Origin of the sequence: Gracilinema caldarium DSM 7334 (assembly GCF_000219725.1) — a bacterium.
Lineage (GTDB): Bacteria > Spirochaetota > Spirochaetia > Treponematales > Breznakiellaceae > Gracilinema > Gracilinema caldarium.
In genome coordinates, this window is the sequence record NC_015732.1 from 2,777,675 (window position 1) to 2,802,146 (window position 24,472).

Here is a 24,472-nt window from a genome sequence, read left to right on the forward strand (position 1 = left end):
CCAGGCGCTACAGCTATCTCGCTGGAATGCCAGCGGCTACCATAATTAGGTGCCGTATTTGGCCAGGTAGGGTTCTACCACGTCATTTTTCTGGGCACCGGTACCATCATAGGTGATGGAAAGGACCGGGACCCCGGTCAGGTTCTCGATGGCCTTGCTCATTCCTTCGGTAACAAGGGATGCACAGCAGAAGGCAGGGGCTGCCTGTACAAAGAGGGCTAGGTCCGGGTGTTCATCCAGAATCTTAAGCAGTTTGAGGGCATTGTCATAGTTTTCTCCGGACATTTCCGGCCGGATGCCAAAGTACCGGTAGGCGTCCTGCCGCCGTCGATTGGTCCAGGGCCCTTCGCTCAGGGCAAGGCCGGTTTGCCGTTCCAGGGATTTTTCTACTGATGCGATGGCCATCATCACGGCCCGGTATCCGAGCCAGGGGCCGTAACGCCGCTCGATGAGCAGGCGATCAAAGAAGGCGTCCACCGTGGCTTTCAGGTATTCCACATAGGAGGTAGTTACCACCTCGCCGCCGGCCCGTTCGATGGACCGGATTAAGTCCTGGTTAAAGATATCGTTGTCCCGGACATAAAAGTCTCCGAAGAGGGCAACCTTGGGGCGCTTTCCCTCTTTGCGGGGAATAAAACTCAGGCCCGCCGCAATATCCTTAATCACGGGAACCATGGGCTGTCGTTTTTCCAGGGTAGTGGCGCACTTCTCTAATGCTGAGGCGATAAAGGCATCGGTAGCCCCCGGCAAGGTCTCGTAGGGCCGAATCCGGGTCCCAATTTTCCGCAAGAGGCCCCCCAGGGCATAAGCATAGTAAGCATCCAGGGTCATCCGGGCAGATACATCCATAAAGGTCAGGTCTCCTGTAAAGACCTGAACCGCTTCCATACCCTTGCCTGCTTTACGGAGTATCGATTCAATCTGGAGAGGATAGAGGGGAATATTGCAGGGCCAGAGGGCCTTTACCATCCAGAGCACCGTATTCTGAGGATCGAGCTTGCGGGTCTCGATATACTTCATCACCTCATAGGCAATGACACTGACGGGAATACATTGACCCGAATTATGGGTCATGGCGTGCTGAATATACTCACTCTTTTCTTCGAGCACATGGGCATCGATACCGTGGCCCCGGAGGGCTGCGGCGAGAAGTTCCACCACCAGGGGGTCCCAGTTGGGGAGGAGGACCGTCTTATTCCGCGGGAAGGGGATTTTTTCTGCTTTTGGTTTACTGCTGGTCTGACCGCCAGGAATCGGGGCTGGCTGGATGACCGCCGGGCCAGTGTGTAACGAGGTGGACTGTACCGAATGGAAATGGTTCCTGAAAGCCCGGACAGCTGCCTCAATGCGGGTCTCATAGCCCACCGCCGAGTCATGTTCATCAATCTGAAGAATAAGATAGGGCTTTCGGGCCTTGTCCAAGATTTCCTTAAAGGTCTCTATGGCAAATGAATCGGGGCCACACTTAAAGGATGTTACCAGTACAGGATACATGGTGGACTTCGTCCGGCAATAGAGGGCCGTTTCGATAACCCGGGAGGCATAGTACCAGTGATAGGCCTGGAGCAGGGCATCATGATGATGGATCTCTGGGGAGGGGAACATATCATGGAAAAACACCTTAAGGCCATGTTGGGCAAACATATCCGGGATACCCTTGTTCAGGCCCCTGCTCAGAGCGGTATAGGGTCTTCCGGTCAGTATGATGGCAAACTCGTCTGTTTCGGGCCGTACCCGCTGATATAAATCGACCAGAGCTTTGTTGTAAGCGGCTTTTATCGCCTTTATCTGGCGATAGAGCCGTTCCAGCACCGAGGGGACCGGTACATCGATACCCCGGCCTGCAAGGATGGGCCGCAGCATTTCCCGCAGTTCAAAAATTGCCTCGCTGTCGTTCCCGAAACTTGAATATATGAGGGGCTTTAGTATCCGATTTCCCTGATCGGTGGCCACACTGACCAGGGTCGGGGTGTACTGGGAATAGTTACAGTAAAAGAAACGACGTTCCTCAGCCTCTGGGACAGTTTCCCCATGCCGGGGAGCTTCGAGATAAATCGGGAGGAACACATAATCAGCCTTTTCCAGGAGACCCTGCACCTGACCATGAATCATCGAGATGGGGGCGCAGAAATCTGCCCCGGCGATACGCTTTCCCGTTCCGATGGAAGCACTGGTATCTTCCCCCATCACCACCGTGAACCCCAGGGACTGGAAAAAGTACTGCCAGAGGCGGCTGTCTTCCTGCATATACAAAGCCCGGGGAATACCAATCCGGATTGATGAAAGGGCAGACTGACCTGTGGCCTGACTGGAGTTTTGGGCGGTATCTTTCTCAGCGGGAACCCTGATTTTCAGCACCGAATCCGCCGCCTGGTGCAGGGCATCATTAAAGAGGTCGATGGTACTGGTAGAAAAGTTCACCACCGCGTTGGAAAGACGACCGGTGAGGCTTTGCTTACCCTGCCCGTTCTGCCCCTGATTGTGACGCGATACGGATTGCACCGCCTGTTCCAGAAGGTGCCGCCGTTCCCGCAAAAGGTCAAAACCGGACTTATTCTTGGAGACAAAGGTCCGATCCCCGGCCCCGCGGCCGCAGAGGTAGCCATAGACAATTTCTTCGCCCTGAACAGTAATAATGTGAAGCTTGCAGTTATTGGTACAACCGTTACAGACATCGTTCCGTTGGGCAATGGTTTCCCGGGAAAGCCCAAGGCCCCGGAATTTGGTGCCCGCGGCGTCCGCAGCGCCGGTAGCGGTCACAGTAGTGGCGACGGACGCAGAGTCGGCGGCGGGCACGGTAACGGCTGCGGCGCTGGCGGCCGAGGCGCTGGAGGCAGGCACGGCGGAAAGCGTGGCCGCGGCGCCGACAGTTTTTGCCTGCGCGGCCTGGTCGTCCAGGGTTTGCAGGACCGCACCCATGGCACCCGTCAGGTGACAGTAGGGAGAGACCGCGATGGACCGCTTCAGTCGTTCCTCAAAGGCGGCCACCAGAGCTTTGTTTTTGGCGGTGGCCCCCTGGAACACCACATGGGAACCGATGGAACCTTCCATGGCCACCTTGGAAAGGTAGTTATCGGCTACCGAAAAGAGGGTTGCCACCAGGAGTTCTTCTACCGCGTAACCTTCGTTCTGGTAGTTATTGAGGTCCCGCTCCATAAACACGGTACACCGGTCACTGGTAGCCGGTGCGGGATGTCCCAGGGCCCTGAGGGCATAGTCCCTGATGGGAACTCCGAGTTTCACCGCCTGTTCTTCTATAAAACTTCCCGTCCCTGCGGCACAGACCGTATTCATCTGGCTGAAAACGACAACCCCATCCTTAAGGACCGTAAACTTGGAATCCTGGCCGCCGATCTCGATAATGGTATCGACCTGGGGATCCAGTTCCACCGCCGCCCGGGCATGGGCGGTAATTTCGTCGATAACACCGTCGGCTCCGATAATGGCGCCGATCAGCTTTCGCCCCGATCCGGTCGTTGCACAGGCACGGACATCAAGGTTTACCCCTTCCTGGGCTTCTATAGCTTCCATGGCCTCTAAAAGTCCCTGCACCGCCCGAATCGGGTCCCCGGCGGTCCTGGTATAAAGCCCTGCCAGCATATTTCGGTTTTCATCGAGCAGGGCCGCCTTGGTGCTGGTGGAACCAATATCTATGCCCAGGTATACCGGCACTGTTCCCTGCGAAAGGGGGACATAGAGATCAATTTCGACCGGGTTTCGTTCACCCAGCCGGGTGGTTACCTGGTTGTAGCTTTTATAGGAACTAAAGTCCGGATAGTTTGCATTGTTCTTTTCCAAAGGTTGATGCACATAACGCCGTCGTTCTTCCTGTTTGCCCAGGATCTCTGCAGCAGATCTGGGCGGACGGGGGGTATCTTCGTTGCCAGCAACCTGCAGAGCCCGCTGAACCGCCCCGATGGCACCATAGAGGGCCGCCGATTCATCAACCATAATCTCAGCCCCTGCAAGGGCCGACAGGTGCTGTACAACCCGACGGTTCAGGGCAACCCCGCCTACCATGACGGTGGGGCTTGCAAGCTGTTCCGCGGGGAACAGGGTATCCGCAATGTTGCGGGCCAGTCCTGCACAGAGACCGTCAGAAATTTCCGAGAGGGCCCAGCCTTCCTGCTGAGCATGGATAAGGTCAGTTTTAGCAAACACAGAACAGCGGCTTGCGATGCGGGGTGTCTGGGGCCCCGACTGGGCGGCTAGTTCTGCAAGCCGGCCTGCAGACTCAATCGCAAGCCGCACCGCCTGCTGGTCGAGGAAACTTCCAGTCCCCGCCGCACAGGTGGAGTTGGCCTTCATTTTCCGGTATGAACCATCATCATTAAAGATGATACGGGCAAATTTTTCCGAACCCACAAGGAGTATGTTTTTCACATCGGGGTAACGCCGTTTAACCCCATCGATAAAGCAGATTTTGTTCTCAAACCGATGGTCTGCCAGCACAAAATAGGGGGTGCTGGAGGTTGCACTCACCAGCGAAAAGGTTTGATAGGGACAATTCTGCAGGTACTGCTGAATTACCCCATAGGGATTTCCCTTGTGATAGGCATACAGTAAATCAAGGATCTGCAAATCCGCGTCCAACACAACGATTTTTACTGTGGTAGAACCGCAGTCGATACCTAAGAAGGGATACTTCGTATTCATAATAGCTCTATCTTATCGAGAAGCCTTGCAGGGGGTCAATATGACACTAAGACAACAACAGTCAAGTTTATTAAGGGACCCACTAAAAAATACAATTTTTAGAAGCGTTATTAAATCGTATCCCCCCATCTATAGATGTACTCATATTACAACAGTTTAAAGCCTATCTAAGCCTTTGAGGCTTGAGTGCCTCTTCCAGAACCTACAGCTTCGTTCATCTAGGTCAGCCTTCTTATCCGCTTCATACCGCTCCACCCACTTACGTACTGTCATAGTCGTGGGGCTATACTTCCTTTCTGTAGATTCAATACCCTTCTCTAAAGCTTCATGGACCATCTTGAGTTGTTACTCAACCAGTCTTTCCATTTCTTGATACATTCGTACTACTTATACTTTAGTTCTATCACTTGGAACCCTTCTCTTATGGTAATTCATATAATAGTATTTTTCCAAGCTTCGTTGGAGGCGCGTAGATCAAGGGGGTGCTATTATTTAGGAGCAGGAACCTTCACCAGAGGATCTTATATTGAGCTCATATCAAAGACACAGTGTACTAAACTTAATCACCCCTGTAATAAAGGCAAACCAAATGTAGCGATCACAATCCGTATTTCAGAATGAATACACAAAAGGAGGTTTATCAACTTAGTAGTAAGCATCCTGGATAATTTAGGAAAAGGGCAGTAAAAGCTGCTTTCAAGACGAATCGAAAAGAAAAATCTAAAAAATATTCTTCTTCTCGTACCGCTAACCAGAGCCCGAACTTACTTATTTGAACAACTTCCACTGGAGAAGTGACGATTCCAGGCATTGACTATTTCCTCTATTACTCAAAATATGAAACTATAGCTTCCAGGAGCCGGCTGTCTGGAACACGGGAATCGGTGGCAAAGTGACTCAAGCCATCGATACGGATCAGGTCTGTTTCTACCGCCCGTTGTTGGATAAAGCGGGCATTATAAGTACTCTCGACCACCCTATCATGGACGGGCTGTATAATCCGGGTGGGCGGTAAGGGTATAGCGGTCTGTTTCTGTGCCCAGATGTTCCAGCGCACCAGTTCATCAAACCAATGGACCGGAAAGACCCGGAGCCCCAGAGGTGACTTTGCAAAGGCCCGGGTTTTCTGTACAAAGGGACCTAGTACCCAGCGGCCAAGACGGGCCATATGCCACCAGACAGGACGGATGAGAGGTGCATAGAACACCATACGGGTAAATCGGTTGGGATAACGGATAGAGTAGTCAACAAGAGCCAGGGCTCCAGTACTGTGACCAAAGGCAATAAGGGGTTCGGGAAGTTCATCAGAGAACAGGGGGAGTACCTGGTCAAGTACGGTTTGTACCATATCGCCGTAATCTGAAAAGGTCGTCACGTCTCCCCGCGGGCCTGTCGAAAGCCCATGACCAGGAAGGTCAACCAAAACCACCGCCCAGTTGCGGTTGAGCAGAGCCCCTGCAACGCCGGTCATGTAACTTGAATCGTTGGCATAACCATGGAACAGCAACGCTGTCCCCCGGGGATATTCTGTAGTTTTATAAAGAACCTGGATAAAAAGCTGTACATCCGCGGACCGCTGGGGTGCTTCCCGGAAAGGAACCCAGCCCAGGCGATAGACCAGGGCCCCCGCCCTGCCGGTCCCACCCGCGTCAAGATCATCGTCTGAATTGTCGCCAGAGGAGCTACCAGACTGTCCCCCTCCATCTCCTGAAGCTTCTGCACAGAACCTGCAGGTTTTGAAGATATTTTCCAGGAGCGAACGGCCATAATCCGCCAGGGGAGAGATTCTATCATAATTGATGTCCTCGCCGCCTGCTTCAGCGGTAACCCCCGTTGTGCCGGAGATCCCGCTAAGCCCCGGTGGTCCGCTTTCCCGGGACAATTGGGGAACCTCATTCCAGAGGGAGACCCGATATGCATTGGTTTCATCAACAAGAGGTTTTGTATTTGCACATGCTGTTATAAATATAAAACAGAACCATATCCCATAAACAACTTTGTTTTGCCACCTATGTTGTTTAAGATAATTATTGTTTAGAAACACACAGTTACACCTACTTATAATTACTATACCGATTTTTAAGATAAATCTCTGTTATGAGGGTCCTTCAAAGGATCAATAAATATGAAAGACCCTGTGTTTTTTATAATTGTTTCCCTCTTATTCGATTTTTTCTAAGGGAATACGAATTACCGAATAGTAATAAGACGCCCCAGCAATTTCTATCAAATTTTTAAAGAGTTCATCATTATTGGTAATTCTACCAAGTCTCCACGTGGCAAAACGATATTGATCCTGACTCATTTTTTCATGCATTTGCCATCCATCAGGGTAAAATACTAAAGTGCCTATAGTCAAATCTGCTTTTTCTACTTTTCTTGTTAAAATAACCTTACTCGTCCATCCCTTAACACCATCTTCTATAAAAAGAACTTCTGCCTGATTTTTTGTTTCCTTGGAAGCAGGGGTAATCACCCTCGCTAAATAGAATCTTCCATTATTAGATTGATCTTGAGGACTTAAACATAAAACCTCATCTTTTTTAAAATCCATAACTTCAGATGAAGAAGCTGTTGCAGCGGCCCCAGACAAATTCGGACCTGGAATATTTACTGAAACACCAGGAACTGGCATACTACCACAACTATCTAGTAATATTATAATTATTAACAAACCCGTGAGAAGTACACTTCTTTTCATAGCAACACTCCTTTATCAGAATAAGAATGATAATTTGCCTCAGGATCATATGATTCATAACCATGTACCACATGATTCGAGGTTTACCTTTATAAGTATATTGCTAATATTAAAGAAATCTAGAGAAAATAATTCCTTTTTTTTAAAACCCTTCTAAAGTACAGTTAATACCAGCATTACGTTTGTTCACAGCTTGTACTAAGCATTAAATTATAGTATATTGTTTAAGGGATCATTATTATGAGAATAAATAATAATAACTTTCAGCGGAATGCCAATATCTCAATGGTCGCCCAGACCATTTGGCGAAAACCTGGCATCAGCCGCATTGAGATAGCCCGAGAACTCAAGCTGTATCGTTCAACTGTAACTAACATTATCCAGACACTTATCGATGCCCAGGTAGTCTATGAAGCCGAAGAAGGAGAAGTTACGAGTCAGGGTGGTAGGCGCCCTATACTACTTAGAATTAATGAGCACATGGGATGTGTATTAGGCTTAGAACTACAGATTGATAGGTTCCGTGCGGTAGTTGTAGATGTCTATGGTACCACGTTGCATCAGATAGAAGGTCCCGTACAAAATAAAGATTTTCCCTTAGCCTTTAGTGAAGTAGTGGAACGGATGCGGCCGGTGGTAGAGAGCACTCGACTCCCCCTTTTAGGGATCTGTGCTGGCCTTCCAGGCATTGTTAACCCCGATGAATGCATCATTCTCAAGTCAGACCCTTTCAAATTGGAAAATTACCACTTCGGAAAGGAAGTCGGTTGTACCTATCCGGTACCGGTACTCATCGAGAATGATGCCAATTGCTGTGCCTGGGAAGCTCTGGCCCGGTATCGAGACCCACCATTACAGGACTTTCTCTGTGTATTGATAGAACATCATGGATACAATACGACCACCGGTCTTGGTCCTGGCATGGGAGTAGGTATGGCCTTGGTTCTTGGCGGAAAGCTCCATTATGGGAAACGCTATGCCGCAGGAGAGTTTACCAGTGTACTCTGGCGACCCGGCGACGGCAGCCAGTTTGGAATGAATTTTCAGGAAATGGCCCGGATTCAACAGGATGATGGGGTATACAAAACCTTTATTGCGGAACTTTTCGAGAGCTTAAAACCGGTGGTTTCTGTTTTTGATCCGGAAACAATGTTCCTCCATGGCGATATCTGTACCCGGCAAGACCTGGTACAAACTGTTTATGATGAACAGCTCGATGGATTAAAGAAAGTGATGGACCGGGTCGACTGCAGGCTCGAGTTTTCTTCCGGCGGCCGAATGGATGTCGCCCATGGGGCTGCCTCCATGTTCCTGGGAAAACTCTTTTCGGTGCCCGAACTTTCCGATGTTCGCGGGTACCTCAGAATCGACTGGGACGATGTGTTTACCCTGATTGCCCAGGGACATACCAGAAAAGAACCTAGCAAGCAATGAACCTACAAAGCCGTTACTAAGTCAAAGGCGGCTTTTTAAAGAAGTCTGCTAAATAAGCTCACAGGGCTCGTTCAGCAGCCTGTGCAAGAAGTGCAAGGGAGTTACCAATGGGATCATTGTGTTTATATAACGGTACCGTCCTCACCGGTTTTGCGGCCATGGAGCACTGTGCAGTGCTGATAGAAGGGGGCGTTATTTCCGATGTCTTTTCCCAGCGTCGTTTTGAACAAAAACGATTCAGCGCCGATGTTCAACTCATCGATACGGGCGGCACGTATATCGTACCGGGATTCATCGACACTCACATCCATGGCTTTGGCGGCTTTGGCACCGACGATGCAAGCACCGAATCGGTTGTGGAAATGTCCCGGCTCCTGGCAGGATACGGAGTCACCGCTTTTAATCCAACCCTCTACCCTGCGGAACCCAAGGCCATGCTCGAAGCAGTCAGAAAGGTATCCGCCGCTATAGGAAAGGAATCGGGAGCTAAAATCATGGGGCTTCACCTGGAAGGCCCCTTTATTTCACCGGAGCGGCTCGGGGTCCAGCGACCGGAAACCTTAAGCCCCGTAGACCTATCCTTTATGGAACAGCTCTGGGAAGCCTCCGGGGGCCACATTGTCAACATGACCGTTGCCCCAGAACTGAAAAACATGCGAGAACTGGCCCTGTTCTGCGTCAAAAAAGGAATTGTGTTACAGGCGGGCCACACCAATGCTAACTATGAAAACATGGTCGAGGGCATGCAGGTCGGGATCTTGCACACCACCCACCTCTTTAATGCCATGAGCAAACTGGACCACCGGAACCCAAACGCGGTTGGTGCGGTCCTTATCCACCCGGAGATGTCCTGCGAAATCATCGCCGACGGGGTTCATGTACATCCTGACCTCTTTACCCTGCTCCGCCGGGACAAGCCAATCGATAAGATTGTTCTCGTAACCGACGCATTAAAACCAACGGAACAACAAACGGGCCCCTTTATCGCCAATGGGGAAGAGGTCCTGCTGAGAGACGGAGTGTTCCATCGTAAGATTGATGATGTGATCGCCGGCTCGAGTCTTACCATGATTCGGGGCATCCAAAACCTGGTACGCTTTGGCTTCTCTTTGGAAGAAGCAGTCAAAGCCGCCAGCACCAATCCAGCCCAGGTCATGCGCTTTGCCCGCCGGGGAACCATCATTCCCGGAAACGAAGCAGACCTGGTGGTATTCAACAGCCAGTTTCAGGTCCTTGCCACCGTCGTTGGAGGCAGCCTTAAAAAGAATCTATTATAGGTACGCTTCTTAAAACAAACCAAGCTGTGAGAAGCAACCTACAACTAAGGAGTGTGACATGCGTCTTGTTATCCAGCCGAATTACGAAGCAGTCAGCCGATGGACCGCCCAGTACATTTCACAACGAATCAGAGATTATAAGCCGACCAAAACCAGGCCCTTTGTTCTTGGGCTTCCTACCGGATCAAGCCCCCTGGGGGTTTATAAGGAACTTATCACCATGTATAAGGCCGGGGAGATATCCTTTGCCCATGTGGTAACCTTTAATATGGATGAATATCTCGGCCTCGATGCCCAACACCCCCAGAGTTACCACCGTTTTATGTGGGAAAATTTCTTTTCTCATATCGATATTGATGAACGGAATGTCCATATTTTAAACGGTATGGCCCCGGATCCGGCCAAAGAATGCGCCGATTACGAACAGGCCATCGCGGCCGCTGGCGGTATTGAACTCTTCCTCGGAGGTGTAGGGGTCGACGGGCACCTGGCCTTTAACGAACCGGGCTCGTCCCTCTCCTCCCGAACCAGAGATAAGGAACTAACCCTGGATACCCGGCTTGTCAACGCCCGGTTTTTTAATGGGGATGTAAGCCAGGTGCCCGTCGCGGCCCTCACGGTCGGAATCGGCACCGTATTGGACGCCCGGGAAGTGGTCGTTATCGCCAACGGCCACAACAAGGCCCGGGCCCTCCATGCAGCTATCGAAGGAGGCATTAACCACATGTGGCCCATATCGGCCCTGCAGATGCACCAGCGGGCCATCATCGTCTGCGATGATGCGGCCACCGATGAGCTTAAGGTAGGTACAGTCCGCTACTTTATGGATATCGAAAAGGCAAACCGCATTCCCGGCTGAACCTTGTCTCAGTTAGCCCTTGTAGCAAAAGAAACTGGCGGCACAAAAAACTTGAAACTTTTCAAAAGTTTATATATGCTGTAAAAACAACATAGAGAGCCACGTGCTTTTGGTACGGCTTTTCTTTTGCCGTATAATCCCATCGAGAGAAGGAGGAAAGGTATGAACGATTCCGACGGCCCTGGTAGTAGTCAGCCCCCGGAACCTCACTTATGTGTTCAACTTTGTTCAACACAACGTTCTAAACCGGAAGCCCTCCTCCTCTTGTCTGCCTGTCTCTGAATTGTAGACCGACCAACCAGCAGGAGTGCTTCCGAATGTAATCACTATAGGAGGCAATCATGCTGGATCAATTAATCGCGCCGGACATTAAGGCCCTCATCGAAGAGGGCAAATTCGAAGAAATTGCCGCATTTATCGAAGACCGACACCCCACAGAAGCCGCAGAAATTCTATCTGGACTCCCAGAGGACGATGTAAACCTCGTTTTGGAAAAACTTCCCCTCCAGACCGCCGCAGATATTTTCTGCGAACTACCAGGTTCCCTGCAATCCCATATTGCAGCAAAACTGAATAAAAACGACCTGGCCAAGCTAGTCATCAACCTTTCTCCGGACGACCGGGTCGACCTATTAAAATCCCTGCCGGAAGAACAGTTCGATTCGGTCCTCCCCGTCCTGGCCAAACGGGAACGGGAAGATATAAAGAAGCTGGCATCCTATAAGGAAGGCACAGCTGGCTCCATTATGACTACGGACTATATTGCTCTGCCGGCGGATATCACAGTCCGGGAAGCCCTGGATAAAATACGGCTGGAAGGTCCCGCTAAGGAATCTATTTATACCATTTTTGTCCTCGATGAAGGCCGCCACCTAGTAGGCTCTGTCCGCCTTGCGGATCTCATCCTCTCCCATCCTTCCAAAAAACTCCGGGACATTATGGATGGCCAGGTAGTTGCCGTTCAGGCAGAAGCGGACCAGGAAGAAGCAACCTATAAATTCTCCCGGTACGACCTGGTAGCACTGCCGGTGGTAGATACAAATGGAAATCTGGTGGGTATCATCACCCACGACGATGCCCTGGATGTTATTGAGCAGGAACGGACCGAAGACATGGAACGGTTCATGGCTATATCAGGAAAACATGAGGATACCAACTACCTACAAACATCCATTTGGACCCATTTCAGTCATCGGGTCGTTTGGCTTATCATTCTCGCTATTCTGGGATTGGTTTCAGGGGCTATCCTCCAGTCCTTTGAATCCACCCTTATGAACCTGATGATCCTCGCCTTCTATATGCCCATGCTGGCTGATACAGGAGGCAACACCGGAAGCCAGTCGGCTACTGTGGTGGTTCGAGCCCTGGCACTGAAAGAAATAAACCCAAAGGATATTCTTAAGGTAATCTGGAAAGAAGCCCAGGTCGGTCTTCTGCTCGCTCTAGTACTGGGGGTACTTGCGTTCCTCCGGGTATACTTTACCTCAAGCGGAGCAAGCATCCCCGAATCTATGAACATCATTAATATAGGGCTCGCCATCGGTATAGCCCTTGGGATTCAAGTTCTCAGTGCTACGATTATTGGGGCTCTTCTCCCCCTCATCGCAGCAGCCTTCGGGCTTGATCCGGCCCTCGTCGCAAGCCCTGCCTTAACCACCATTGTGGACATTTCGGGGCTCTTTATCTATTTCAGCACCGCCCGGCTTCTGCTCGGTATATAAGATTAAACGTCGGGCCCCCAGTCATAGAGGAATTGAATACCCCGCCAGGATTTGCCATACTGTTCAATCATGAACATACTGGCAGTATTACTAGGCGGGGGCACTGGGGCTGTCTCCCGTTATCTCTTATCTCGTATCATCTCAGAACATTCCACTGCCCCCATACCTCTGGGGACTCTGGCAGTGAACCTTATCGGATCGTTCCTAATTGGCTTTTTCTTTCAGGCCTTTAAGGAATCCACCGCAAATCCTGCCTTCAGATTACTGGTAACCACAGGTTTTTTAGGAGGCTTTACCACCTTCTCAACCTATGCCCTGGAAACCATAAACCTGGCAGAGGAACATGAAGTCGGTTACACGCTGCTTAATCTTGCCCTCCACAATGGCTTAGGGCTCCTTGCGGTTCTTTTTGGCATGATATCCTTTTCTATGCTAAAATCATTGTTAACAGGAGGCTTCCATGCATAGTGAAGAAAAAGACCTCCTTCTGAGGATTTTTATCGGAGAAAATGACCATCATCAAGGTCGCCCCCTCTACGAGGTCATCGTAAAAAAAGCCCGTGAGTTAGGTCTGGCAGGTGCAACAGTCCAGAGAGGCATTATGGGATTTGGGGCTGATAGCAAACTAAAAAGCGCCCATATACTCGATCTGTCCAACGATATGCCGATTATAATTGAAATTATTGATATACCTGAACAGATCGATAAAATTCTCCCCTTTCTTGATGAGGTTGTTACCGAAGGTCTCGTAACCATGGAAACGATACGGGTTATTAAGTATCGGGATCATCGTGGAACTAGTACCAAGCTGGTATAAAAGGAGGTAGAGTATGCAACATGAAATTAACTGTACGTGGAATAACAACATGTCTTTTACGGCCGAAGTCGGCGGCCACAAAATCTCTCTGGACGCGGATGCGGCAGTAGGCGGTAACAATACCGGCCCAACGCCTAAACCGCTTCTCCTTGTTTCCCTTGCAGGCTGTACCGGTATGGATGTGATTTCCATACTCAAAAAGATGCGGGAACCCGTATCCTATTTTAACGTGCGGGTCCAGGGGGATCTAACCGAAGAACACCCTAAAACCTATACTACCATTAAAATTATCTACGAATTTAAAGCCTCCGACGGCCTTAAGGATGAAAACGTCCGCAAAGCTATCAGCCTTTCACAGGATCGCTATTGCGGAGTCAGTGCGCTTCTTAAAAAGGCGCTTCCTGTCGAGTTCGAAGTTCAGTATATCTAGTATATTGATGAAACGACGGTCCGCTGTTTTTCCCCTCATTGCTGTTTTAAATCTGGCCCTGTGGTTGCCAGGGATCCTTGCCAGTGCAGAGTCTCCTGACCTTTCGGCAATTACCCAATTCGCATCTCCCTCGGAACAATGGGAACGGGGTACTGAAATTGCCATCGAGGAAGCCTACCGCCAATGCTTCAAGACCTACATCATTGATGGCAGAGTTATGAACATCAGAATGCCCTTTGCCGAAAACAATGAACGGTCAGAACTGGCAGATACAGACCTTATCATTCAAGGAGGAGGAAAGTCGAATCCTAGTGAATTATGGACCAGTATCGATACCATCCTCACATCAGAGGATTTTTCCAGGTATCTCAACATACTACAGGATGGAAAAGAAAAGGTACTCATATTCGATCTTGCAAGCCGTCGCTGGACCTGGACGAGAGACTTGTTTGAAATTGCCCGTATGAAAGCCCAAGCATACAAGGGCTTGCCCCATCGACCCTATGTGCTCCACTACGGACAGGACGTAGACCCCACCGATATATATAATTACCTCTATTGTATCGGACGGCTTGGTATGGATTGTTCTGGATTTGTGTGGCATGTGCTAACCTCTACAGCCCGTAAAGCTGGTGTCGATTTACGGAGTACCGTACAAAGGGCCCTGAAACTGCCCCGAAAACTCGACCCAGGACAATTTGTCGGGACCTGGTATTTCGATTCTAAACGGCCTGAGTTAGAACAAGTACCAGATTCCATACAAAACCTGCGAAGTGGCGATATCATTCTCTTTCGGGGTAGTGACGGACGGGCAGTACATTCAGCCATAATCCAGTCAGTGGATTTTCAAAACGGAAGAATCCGGTACCTCCAGAGTACCGATGAGGCCCCCTTGGAAGAACGGGGGGTCCACGAATCTTTTATCGAATTTGACCCTGCAAAACCAGGTACCAGTCTTAAAGATCCATCTTTACGCTGGACCCAAAAGCGGTACCCCCCCTTCCCTGGTGAAAAAGCCTCCGCTTTTTCCGATGATGGTGAGCGATACCGAGCATTTCCGGAACACGGTGCGGGCAAGGTGGTACGTTTTAAATTGATGAATTCGGTTTTTACAATCCTGAATGACCGTTATAAGGGATAGTAAAGAATCTGATATCCCGCTGTTCCTGCTTATCCACCAGTGTATCGATGAATGATGCGCCAAGGGGTTCATCAATGTGATTTTGTATATAGTTTATAGCGGATTCTGAACAGAGTAGTCGAACCTGATAGCGTCCGGCAAGACCAGATAAGACCCGTGCATGAATACTGATTCTGCCAAGGGCAGAATATCCAGAAAGAACATCAAAATAAAAGGCAGAAATCCCATAATCAATACCCACCGTCACCGGTTCATCAGAAAAAGTAGTAACAATGTTCTGGGCTGCAGTCAGGGCTTCTCGAGCAGGATTCCAGGAAGGCAGAGAAGCGCGGTGGGGAAAACCAAAGGCTGCAAAGAGTACCTCACCGTCCATCCACAGGATCGTACCACCATATGACTTGATCAATTCTGCTGTTTTGTGCCGAAAAACTTTCACATCCTGGGCAAAATCTTTAAGAGGGATGGAAGGGCCATCGCCTAAAAAGGATGCATGCCGTACACACAGAATAAGGGCTTCCATTTCTTGAATATCGACTGGTTTTGGGACCACCGCCAGATCATGCAGGGGAATAGACCGGAGATGGGTTTTAAAGGCATCCTGTGACATGCGATATTTCAGCGCCAGTTCCTGATGGCGGCGCATATATAGTAAGAGCAGAGCCTGTTCAAGCAGATAAAGCAGCGATGAACCTAACACGATACCTACCGGTATAATTGGTGCATACCAGTATCCACCTATAACAAAAAGCCCAGCATTAATAAAGAGACAAATGATTGCTAAAATAACAGAAAACACAAAAAACCAGAGGGGAGAAAACAGAGTACTCATGATAAAGAGTACGAGAAGAACAACCGTATTTGCCAGAAAAAGATAGAGGGGTTTTCCAGGATAGATAAAAGAACGGGACAGGATAGTACTGAGCAAGGCCACACTAGCTTCTGCATCTCCCGATGTGGAACCGACAATGCAGTAACCATTATAAAGAACCGATTCTAGTTGAGTATACAACACCATCAGTTCATCGTAGGCTTTCCGTGCCCAGCTAAAGGATTGGGAAACCAGTTCTTTAAGAGAAGCAATTCGTTCCTTGCCTCCTTCCTTCAGGTTCTCTGTTACAAGTAGTGCATCATAGCCCTTAAGAATAGTCTGTTCTGCAGGGCCCTGAAGATACTCTGATACAGCTTTATAAAACGCTTTTCGAGCTTCACGCCATTGTCGTAATAGATCTGGCAGAGGTGAATCCAATACCTCCATTTCCAGAGACTGGGTATATTCATATAATGTAGTAGGATACTGGAGGGGATCCAGATGAATAAAATAACCGGACCGCTCCATTTCTTTGAGGGCTTCGTAAAGTTTTTTTTCCTGTTCCTGATAGGCAAGTATATCTTTTAATGGTATCGTTTTATAGGATTCAGTATGATGAACCAGAAAGCGGCCGCGAGTATCCAGAGGAAGCACATACTGGACCTTTTCATTTCTTATACTGAGGGTATTCACAGAACCTTCAATGGTAGCATCTCCACCTATGGTGTATAGGAGCAGGGCCATACCAGCATGGACCAGTTGTTTATTAGGCAGTTCTCGTACCGGATAGATTCGCCGTAACATACCGTCAGCATCCCTATCTACGCTGGAATACACGGCCTGCCCGCCCCAAACTTCCAGTGCACTTCCTGCAGAACGCCCCCACTCAAGGTCATCACATACAATGATTCGGTTAAAAAGAGCACGGGCCTTTTCGAGCTCCAATTCCCTTATATTACCTGATTCGGCGATAGTGAGGAGAAGCCGATTTTTACTTTCTTCCACAAGGCCCGTTACATCCTGAACATACCGCGCGGCATCCTGAGGCCGTACCGAACCCAAACGGATACCATCAAATAGATTGATAATATTTTTCTGAATCCGTGCAAATTCTCTCTGTACTAGCCGCTGACGTTCGGTACTGCTGAAGCTTTGATGCTCATCGGGCAAATGGACCCTGGTTTGAAACACCGCCAGACGACTTTCCATAGCAGAGAGGGTTATGAGCAAACGAACCACATCGTCTGAAGTAATGGGATCTCCATCTAGATTGGTAGTATCAATCACCACAAGATCTGCGGGAGCTTCCAGCCTGGGCCTCAATTTCATCAAGAGATCATACATTGGTCCTAAGGGAAGGTCAGGAATGCTCAGAATATATATCCCTGATATAAGCAGAGCTATAATAAAGGGCACAAACTTCAGATGTTTCATGGGTCCATAATACACAATTTCTTGTTTTTATAGATAGGTGGGGGATATAGTTATAGAGTAAGCTCTAGGAGCTTGGGATGATTTAAGTTTTTATCAAGATGCGGTATCATGAGCAGCAGTTTATTGCCGATAGATAGAGAAAGGGTATGTATACCCACTTTTGGAGGAACCCATGAAACGAAACAGTATGTATCTTACAGGAATTGCATTGGTATCCCTGGTCGTACTTTTTTCCTGTGCAAAACCGCCAACAGCTGAAATGGACGCAGCCACAGCAGCGGTAGCAAAAGCTCAATCTGATCCTAATGTAACCCTATATGCTCCAGAATCGCTGAAACGGGCAACCGATTCTCTTACCAAAATGAAAGCAGAAGCCGATGCGAAACGGTATGATACTGCAAAAGCTCTAGCCCAGGAAACCATAAAACTTGCTGATCAGGCTATTGCCGATGGCAGTACAGGACTTGAACGGGCTAAGGATGAAGCGGCTGGACTCATTGCTTCATGTAAGTCCTTAGTACTGGAAGTAACCAATACGCTGAATGGTGCGAAGAAAGTCGCCCGTGTTAAACTTAACGTTACCGATATAACGAAACAATTCAATAATGCAAAAGCCACGCTGGCATCTGCAGAAAAAGATCAAGGGGATGGTAATTTTAAAGGAGCCATAGATAAGGGAAAATCGGCCCGAACAACCCTGAGTGATATTCTTTCCACAATCAGCGGGGCTGTTCAAGCTGCATCAAAGAAAAAATAATACTCATTTCATAACGTGGTTATTTAATAGGTCTATACCGAGGACTTTCGGCGCAGTACAAGACTGGCATTGCGCCGAAGGGACACCGGGCCAAGCCATTGCATACCCAGGGCTGATCCTTGCACAGCCTTTCGTATCGATTCATCGGAAGAGGAAAGAACCCATTCTGCTGTAAAAAACTCCGGTAATTTTCCCCGCTCTGTGTCTGATCCCTTAATCTTTTTTTTATTATAAGGACACGCATCTTGACAGTAGGTACAACCATACAGCTGGTTTTCCCAGACATCTGCTACAAAATTAGGTACCGTAGTACCATTCCCCGATGCATACCATTGGATACATCGATCAGTTTGGACAGTGCCATCACCGGAGAGAGCCTTGGTAGGGCAAGCATTCATACAAGCTGGGCTGTCTCCACAGACTTTGCAAGCAGGGAAAGCCAAAGCCCGTGCTCCGAGGAATACTCCGGACAAGGGGGAATCTCCAGGAAGCTGAAAAGGCAAGGTCATTGCGGCTATAATAACGAGGGATCCCGCTTCAGGAGTGATAATAAGGCTGTTTTTACCAAGCCAGCCTAAACCACAGAGGAGAGCAAGCGGCTTTTCTGGGACTGGTGAATTACATAGAATTCGATAATCAGATCGCTGACCACCAAAGCGGGCCCGCACATTCTTTGCCACGTCCTTAAGTCTGGTAACCGCTTCAGCATAATAATTTCGCCGTGCAAAAGGCGCAATCGTTGAAGGTTGACCTAAAGCCCCTGCAATACCAGAATTACCGTAGGGAAGTGCAACGACTAAAAGAGAAGGCGCCCCCTTCCAATGATTGTCAGTACCGTCCAATCGGTTAAAAATAGTACCAGGATTGTATGGAGAAAGGAATCGTACCCGGGAAAATCCTTTATCATAAGCCTCAGTTCGTATATAATCTGCTATTGACGCTGGGTCCATTTTACCATTACTGTATGTAAACTAGAATATTTTATCTAGGGGTCCCCATGGCAATTGAGTTTCTAGAAAAGCTGTTATCTCTTTTTACCGGCGGAATGGATAGTGAATCTGAAAAACGCCGTCAGCTAAAACAAATTGCTCGGGATATTACAAAGAATAGATACAAATTTTACAAGATTCGAGGCGAAGAGGTTCAACCTCTTTTTGCTAAACTCTTTTACGATATTTATAAAGTCCTTTCCCCATCCCAGGTTTTTTTACAGAATGCCGATAAATCTAATCAGCTTAAACAATTAGTTATAGAAACATTCCTCGACAAGCCTCTGCTCAATTTACAAGAACGACTTTCAGAAGAGTCCATTAAAGAACGGGCAAAAACAACAACAATTAAGGAACTGGCGCAACAGCTTAACAATGATCTTACTAATTTTATTGCAGGTTTCGATGGAGAACGGAGTAATGCTATCGATCGCTGTTATAACCAGATACTTACCTTTGTACAGCTCGTTAATTTTGATTATTTCTTTCTCCTTAAAAAATTTGATGCAAACATTTCAGAACGCAATTTTACCTATAAGCCCCAGTTTGAACCTATCAGGGGTGAATACATCAGCGATGACATCAAAGATTTTTTGGAAGTCCTTTATGCCATCGATTTTGACCAAGATTGGAAACAAGCCTTTTCTGCTCTTAAAACCTATAAGGGAGTCGAGGTTGTCGCTATTGACCAATGGAACAGGTTAGTTAATATATTCCGGGATCTAAAACGGGCTGGTATTTTTGAACTTATGGTCCGCCATATTGACAAAAATCCTAGCTGGCTTCCTAAACCACATATTCCCAATGAATATATACTAGACGCGTATCTGCAAAAAACCAGAACACAAGTAGAAGTATTTATACAGCAACTCGTACAAGAACGACGAAATGCCAAGATTGAGGAACTCGCAAAAGCAATCTTCGGAACCTCTGCAGTAATCAGGCTTAAAAATTACACCGAAAAAGCAAATGTTACTTTTCAGAAAAAAATGCTAGGAGGCTACATACATATTCAAGGACTTAATTTCCTTAAAGCCTTTTTGCTCGACTATTTTAAAAAAGATATTCGAGAACTCTGTGACCTACTCCTGGTTCGAGGCCAATGGTCTACTAACATCCTTTCTCAACAATTATCTGAAGGTTATCATGAACTGATGGCCATCTCTGATAAATTAATAACCTTTGATGATTCCCTGGCTGACGATGGGGACATGGGCGGCAGGCTCCGCATCGCCATGGCCAAGGCAGAACGGGATAAGGAACACATAAAATATGTGCGAACTTTATTGAAGGGTGTGAACGATGAAGCCCTTAAATTTATTAATCTGAGTGCCCAAAATCTCATCATTGTAGGAAAAAATCTAAAACAAGTATTAGAGGATTATCAGCGAACACCCCATGAACTTATCATCAACTGGAAAGATATTGAAAATTCCAGTGAAAAACCCATCGATCAGCGAATAACTGAAGTGTATAAAATTATTTATTATTTCATACAACTCATGCAATTCTTTGTTAAACAGGAACAAACACCTGGACAGTAAACCAATCCGGCGGTAGACAGTACCGGGGTGCTTGCACAATTTTACTCGGAGCTATAATATAGAAGAAACACTTCCATATTTTATCCCACCAACGAGGAAGGCATATGTCCGATAAGAAGATTGTTATGATCGACGGAAACACTGCGGCGGCCCATGTGGCACATGCCCTCAGTGAAGTAATTGCTATTTATCCAATTACTCCGTCCAGTCCTATGGGAGAGCTCTCCGATGAGTATTCTGCCCAGGGTCGGAAGAACCTGTGGGGCACCGTTCCCCAGGTTGTAGAAATGCAGTCAGAAGCCGGTGCGGCCGGTGCAGTCCATGGTGCACTGACCACTGGTGCTCTCAGCACTACCTTTACTGCCAGCCAGGGTCTTCTGCTGATGATTCCCAATATGTACAAAATTGCCGGCGAATTAACTTCTACCGTGTTTCATATCGCCGCCCGCGCACTGGCAGCCCAGGGTCTGTCCATTTTCGGGGACCACTCAGACGTCATGGCGTGCCGCCAGACGGGATGGGCCATGCTTGCCTCCAACAATGTGCAGGAAGTCATGGACCTTGCCCTTATTGCCCATGCAGCCACGCTGGAATCCCGGGTTCCCTTCCTGCATTTCTTTGACGGCTTCCGCACTTCCCACGAAGTACAGAAGATTGAAGAGCTTTCCTATGACCTGATGCGCCAACTCATCTCTGATGAGCTGGTTGCAGCTCATCGAGCTCGAGGCTTGACCCCTGAAAAGCCTGCAATCCGGGGTACCGCACAGAACCCTGACGTATACTTCACCGGACGTGAAACGGTCAACAAATACTATGAAGCGGTTCCAGCAATCGTACAGAAATACATGGACCAGTTTGCAAAACTTACGGGCCGCCAGTACAAGATTTACCAGTACTACGGGGCTCCCGATGCAGAACGGGTCATTATCATTATGGGTTCCGGCGCAGAACCGGTTGAAGAAACCGTAGATTACCTGAATAAGAAGGGCCAGAAAGTCGGTGTACTTAAGGTTCACCTCTATCGTCCCTTCGATGCATCCCTTTTTGTTGCAGCTCTCCCCGCAACAGTAAAAGCCATTGCGGTAATGGATCGAACGAAGGAACCGGGATCCCTCGGCGAACCCCTCTACGAAGATGTCCGGACTGCTGTAGGTGAAGCCATGAGTGGCGGCAAGAGCCAGTTCAAGGACTATCCGAAAATTGTCGGTGGCCGCTATGGTCTTGGTTCTGCAGAATTTACTCCTGCCATGGTTAAGGCAATCTTCGACAACCTGTCTCAAGCCACCCCCAAAAACCACTTTACCGTCGGCATTTACGATGATGTGGCCTTTACATCTCTAGAATGGGATGAAAACTTTGACCTTGAAGAAGAAGGGGTTCACGAAGCCCTGTTTTATGGTCTCGGTTCCGATGGTACGGTCGGAGCTAATAAAAACTCCATCAAGATTATTGGTGATGCCACGGACAACTATGCCCAGGGTTACTTTGTCTATGACTCTAAAAAGGCTGGAACCGTTACCGTTTCCCACCTGCGCTTCGGCAAAAAACCGATCCGAAAGCCCTATCTGGTCACAAAGGCAAACTTTATCGCCTGCCATAAATTCAGCTTCATCGAAAAGGTTGATATGCTTGCCAAGGCTAAAAAAGGCGGTACATTCCTCTTGGCTAGCCCCTATCCGGCAGATCAGGTATGGAACCACCTCCCTGTAGAAGTTCAGAAGCAGATCATCGACAAGGAACTTAAGTTCTATGTTATCGATGCCGTAAGCCTTGCAGAAAAGGCTGGTATGGGTGGCCGTATTAACGTCATCATGCAGACCGCTTTCTTCAAGATTTCTGGTGTACTTCCCGAAGCCGAAGCGGTAGAGCTGATCAAGAAGTCCATCAAGAAAACCTACGGGAAGAAGGGCGAAGAGGTCGTTAAGAAGAATATCGACACCATCGATATGGCCCTGGCAGGAATCCAGCAGGTGAACTATCCAAAGACCGTTTCCGGCAATGTAAAGATTATTCCTCCCGTTCCTGCAAATGCTCCTACCTTTGTTAAGGAAGTTATCGGGGAAATTATTGGATTCCGAGGTGAAAAAATCCCCGTATCCAAGATGCCCGTCGATGGCACCTTCCCCACCGGAACGACTAAATACGAGAAGCGGAATATCGCCGAAAAGATTCCTGTTTGGGATCCTGAGACCTGTATCCAGTGCGGTAACTGTACGATGGTTTGTCCCCATGCGGTTATCCGTATGAAGGCCTATACTCCGGACAAACTGGCTGGAGCCCCTGTAACCTTTAAGTCCACCGATGCCAAGGGCAAGGAATTCGAGGGCATGAAATTTACCCTCCAGGTTTCTCCCGAGGATTGTACCGGTTGCGGCGCCTGTGTAAACATCTGTCCCGCTAAGAATAAGACCAATCCTGAGCTCAAGGCAATTAACCTTCAACCCCAGCTCCCGCTCCGCGAAGCAGAAGCCAAGAACTGGGACTTCTTCCTCAAGATTCCGAACACCGATTCCAAGCTGCTTAACCTGAACCTTGCAAAGGGTATCGGGATGAAGCAACCCCTCTTTGAATTCTCCGGGGCCTGCGCTGGCTGTGGTGAGACTCCCTATGTAAAACTTCTTTCCCAGCTTTTCGGTGACCGGGCAATTATTGCGAATGCCACCGGTTGTTCCTCCATTTACGGCGGTAACCTCCCCACCACTCCCTATGCAAAACGGGATGATGGCCGCGGTCCTGCATGGTCTAACAGCCTCTTTGAAGATGCCGCAGAATTCGGTATGGGTATGCGGCTTACCAGTGATAAACTAGCAGAACATGCCCGGGAAGTTGCCCTGGAAGCAAAGAATGCTGGCATTCAGGCAGCACTGCTCGACAAGATTCTTGCTAATCCCCAGGATACCGATGAAGCAATCGAAGAACAACGGAAACTGGTTGATGAACTCAAAGCAGCCCTGAAAAAAGACAGCAAACCTCTGGCTAAGAATCTTCTCTCCCTGGCAGACCACTTTATTAAACGGTCAGTCTGGATCCTCGGTGGTGACGGTTGGGCTTACGATATCGGCTTTGGCGGCCTTGACCATGTGATTGCTTCCGGTAAGAACGTTAACATTCTGGTTATGGATACGGAAGTATATTCCAATACCGGTGGTCAAATGTCCAAGGCAACCCCGGTCGGAGCAATCGCAAAATTTGCCGCTGCCGGTAAGGAAATTACTAAGAAGGACCTGGGCGCAATCGCAATGAGCTATGGTTATGTCTATGTCGCTAAGGTATCTATGGGTGCCAATATTGCCCAGACGATTAAGGCTTTCCGGGAAGCCGAAAGCTATGACGGTCCGTCCATCATCATCGCCTACTCCCATTGTATCAACCATGGTATCGACATGATGAAAGGTATGGATCAGCAGAAAGCGGCGGTTACCTGCGGTCTCTGGCCGATTTACCGCTATGATCCCCGGCTCAAAGCCCAGGGCAAAAACCCCTTCCAGCTGGATTCTAAGGATCCGACCACACCGGTCGAAGACTTCATGTACAAGGAAGTACGGTTCAAGGCTCTTAAGGCTGCGGATCCGGCCCGTGCAGAAGCCCTGCTTGCCAAGGCAAAGGCTCAGATTGAAAGGACTTGGAAAGAGTACAAATATCTGGCTGAACGGCCTTTCTAATTAGAGGCCTCTCGGTACAGAAACAATGTAAGAAAGCCATTTACAACATGCACAATGTGGTAAAGGTGCTCTGACCAAATTAACCTTCACAGGGGTGTCCAATCTATTGGACACCCCTCTTCTTTTAAAAATACCCACATTAGGCACACTGACTGACAAGCTACCGATCTTTTTTATAGACCGTCTCGAGTATTTAAAATAATACAATCCAAAAGTCTGCTATAAATCTCTAAAATTTCTAT

16 protein-coding genes are annotated in these 24,472 nt (G+C 48.4%); 11 read left to right on the forward strand and 5 right to left on the reverse strand.

Going from position 1 to position 24,472, the window contains the following annotated elements; genetic code table 11:
* Positions 1–45: 45 nt before the first annotated feature.
* The 3 genes from SPICA_RS15050 to SPICA_RS12525 all read right to left on the reverse strand — a co-directional run bounded on the left by SPICA_RS15050 (position 46) and on the right by SPICA_RS12525 (position 7,357).
* Positions 46–4,656, reverse strand: a complete 4,611-nt coding sequence (locus SPICA_RS15050) for an acyl-CoA dehydratase activase (protein WP_013969851.1) — start codon at positions 4,654–4,656, stop codon at positions 46–48.
* 826 nt (positions 4,657–5,482) lie between these two features.
* Positions 5,483–6,700, reverse strand: coding sequence for an alpha/beta hydrolase (locus SPICA_RS15055; RefSeq protein WP_013969853.1), 1,218 nt, complete (start codon positions 6,698–6,700; stop codon positions 5,483–5,485).
* Positions 6,701–6,817: 117 nt separating this feature from the next.
* A complete protein-coding gene (locus tag SPICA_RS12525; RefSeq protein WP_013969854.1) occupies positions 6,818–7,357 on the reverse strand; it encodes a hypothetical protein in 540 nt (179 codons plus the stop codon).
* 240 nt (positions 7,358–7,597) lie between these two features.
* Here SPICA_RS12525 and SPICA_RS12530 point away from each other — a divergent pair, with 240 nt between their 5' ends.
* From SPICA_RS12530 to SPICA_RS12565, 8 genes are all read left to right on the forward strand, one after another.
* Entirely contained in the window at positions 7,598–8,791 is a 1,194-nt protein-coding gene (locus SPICA_RS12530; RefSeq protein ID WP_013969855.1) for an ROK family transcriptional regulator, read from the forward strand.
* A gap of 107 nt (positions 8,792–8,898) precedes the next feature.
* Complete coding sequence (nagA, locus tag SPICA_RS12535; RefSeq protein WP_013969856.1) at positions 8,899–10,068, forward strand: N-acetylglucosamine-6-phosphate deacetylase; 1,170 nt, start codon at positions 8,899–8,901, stop codon at positions 10,066–10,068.
* A 58-nt stretch (positions 10,069–10,126) separates the two neighbouring features.
* The gene (gene nagB / locus SPICA_RS12540; RefSeq protein ID WP_013969857.1) at positions 10,127–10,927 is read left to right on the forward strand and encodes a glucosamine-6-phosphate deaminase; all 801 of its coding nucleotides are present in this window, start codon (positions 10,127–10,129) and stop codon (positions 10,925–10,927) included.
* A 341-nt stretch (positions 10,928–11,268) separates the two neighbouring features.
* Positions 11,269–12,648 carry a magnesium transporter gene (gene mgtE, locus SPICA_RS12545; RefSeq protein ID WP_013969859.1) on the forward strand — a complete coding sequence of 460 codons (1,380 nt, stop codon included), beginning with the start codon at positions 11,269–11,271 and terminating at the stop codon, positions 12,646–12,648.
* 69 nt (positions 12,649–12,717) lie between these two features.
* Positions 12,718–13,116, forward strand: coding sequence for a fluoride efflux transporter CrcB (gene crcB, locus SPICA_RS12550; RefSeq protein ID WP_013969860.1), 399 nt, complete (start codon positions 12,718–12,720; stop codon positions 13,114–13,116).
* Entirely contained in the window at positions 13,109–13,465 is a 357-nt protein-coding gene (locus SPICA_RS12555; RefSeq protein ID WP_013969861.1) for a DUF190 domain-containing protein, read from the forward strand. Before crcB ends, SPICA_RS12555 begins: the two co-directional genes overlap by 8 nt.
* A gap of 13 nt (positions 13,466–13,478) precedes the next feature.
* Entirely contained in the window at positions 13,479–13,895 is a 417-nt protein-coding gene (locus tag SPICA_RS12560; protein ID WP_013969862.1) for an OsmC family protein, read from the forward strand.
* 7 nt (positions 13,896–13,902) lie between these two features.
* The gene (locus SPICA_RS12565) at positions 13,903–15,036 is read left to right on the forward strand and encodes a hypothetical protein (RefSeq protein ID WP_013969863.1); all 1,134 of its coding nucleotides are present in this window, start codon (positions 13,903–13,905) and stop codon (positions 15,034–15,036) included.
* On the opposite strand, the gene SPICA_RS12570 is transcribed toward SPICA_RS12565, so the two are convergent.
* A complete protein-coding gene (locus SPICA_RS12570) occupies positions 15,005–17,278 on the reverse strand; it encodes a CHASE2 domain-containing protein (protein WP_013969864.1) in 2,274 nt (757 codons plus the stop codon). The genes SPICA_RS12565 and SPICA_RS12570 overlap by 32 nt on opposite strands.
* 172 nt (positions 17,279–17,450) lie before the next feature.
* Between SPICA_RS12570 and SPICA_RS12575 the strand changes: the two genes are divergently transcribed.
* The gene (locus SPICA_RS12575; RefSeq protein ID WP_013969865.1) at positions 17,451–18,035 is read left to right on the forward strand and encodes a DUF4398 domain-containing protein; all 585 of its coding nucleotides are present in this window, start codon (positions 17,451–17,453) and stop codon (positions 18,033–18,035) included.
* A 32-nt stretch (positions 18,036–18,067) separates the two neighbouring features.
* On the opposite strand, the gene SPICA_RS12580 is transcribed toward SPICA_RS12575, so the two are convergent.
* Entirely contained in the window at positions 18,068–18,985 is a 918-nt protein-coding gene (locus SPICA_RS12580) for an epoxyqueuosine reductase (protein ID WP_013969866.1), read from the reverse strand.
* Positions 18,986–19,032: 47 nt separating this feature from the next.
* Between SPICA_RS12580 and SPICA_RS12585 the strand changes: the two genes are divergently transcribed.
* Both SPICA_RS12585 and nifJ read left to right on the forward strand, forming a co-directional pair.
* Positions 19,033–20,568: a DUF5312 family protein gene (locus SPICA_RS12585; RefSeq protein ID WP_013969867.1), complete on the forward strand. Its 1,536-nt coding sequence runs from the start codon at positions 19,033–19,035 to the stop codon at positions 20,566–20,568.
* A 104-nt stretch (positions 20,569–20,672) separates the two neighbouring features.
* The gene (gene nifJ / locus SPICA_RS12590) at positions 20,673–24,230 is read left to right on the forward strand and encodes a pyruvate:ferredoxin (flavodoxin) oxidoreductase (protein ID WP_013969868.1); all 3,558 of its coding nucleotides are present in this window, start codon (positions 20,673–20,675) and stop codon (positions 24,228–24,230) included.
* Positions 24,231–24,472: the final 242 nt, after the last annotated feature.

Coding starts and splice junctions, on each gene's coding strand:
- SPICA_RS15050 (WP_013969851.1), bottom strand. CDS start 4,656: ATGAATACGAAGTATCCCTTCTTAGGTATCGACTGCGGTTCTACCACA.
- SPICA_RS12525 (WP_013969854.1), bottom strand. CDS start 7,357: ATGAAAAGAAGTGTACTTCTCACGGGTTTGTTAATAATTATAATATTA.
- SPICA_RS12530 (WP_013969855.1), top strand. CDS start 7,598: ATGAGAATAAATAATAATAACTTTCAGCGGAATGCCAATATCTCAATG.
- nagA (WP_013969856.1), top strand. CDS start 8,899: ATGGGATCATTGTGTTTATATAACGGTACCGTCCTCACCGGTTTTGCG.
- nagB (WP_013969857.1), top strand. CDS start 10,127: ATGCGTCTTGTTATCCAGCCGAATTACGAAGCAGTCAGCCGATGGACC.
- mgtE (WP_013969859.1), top strand. CDS start 11,269: ATGCTGGATCAATTAATCGCGCCGGACATTAAGGCCCTCATCGAAGAG.
- crcB (WP_013969860.1), top strand. CDS start 12,718: ATGAACATACTGGCAGTATTACTAGGCGGGGGCACTGGGGCTGTCTCC.
- SPICA_RS12555 (WP_013969861.1), top strand. CDS start 13,109: ATGCATAGTGAAGAAAAAGACCTCCTTCTGAGGATTTTTATCGGAGAA.
- SPICA_RS12560 (WP_013969862.1), top strand. CDS start 13,479: ATGCAACATGAAATTAACTGTACGTGGAATAACAACATGTCTTTTACG.
- SPICA_RS12565 (WP_013969863.1), top strand. CDS start 13,903: ATGAAACGACGGTCCGCTGTTTTTCCCCTCATTGCTGTTTTAAATCTG.
- SPICA_RS12570 (WP_013969864.1), bottom strand. CDS start 17,278: ATGAAACATCTGAAGTTTGTGCCCTTTATTATAGCTCTGCTTATATCA.
- SPICA_RS12575 (WP_013969865.1), top strand. CDS start 17,451: ATGAAACGAAACAGTATGTATCTTACAGGAATTGCATTGGTATCCCTG.
- SPICA_RS12580 (WP_013969866.1), bottom strand. CDS start 18,985: ATGGACCCAGCGTCAATAGCAGATTATATACGAACTGAGGCTTATGAT.
- SPICA_RS12585 (WP_013969867.1), top strand. CDS start 19,033: ATGGCAATTGAGTTTCTAGAAAAGCTGTTATCTCTTTTTACCGGCGGA.
- nifJ (WP_013969868.1), top strand. CDS start 20,673: ATGTCCGATAAGAAGATTGTTATGATCGACGGAAACACTGCGGCGGCC.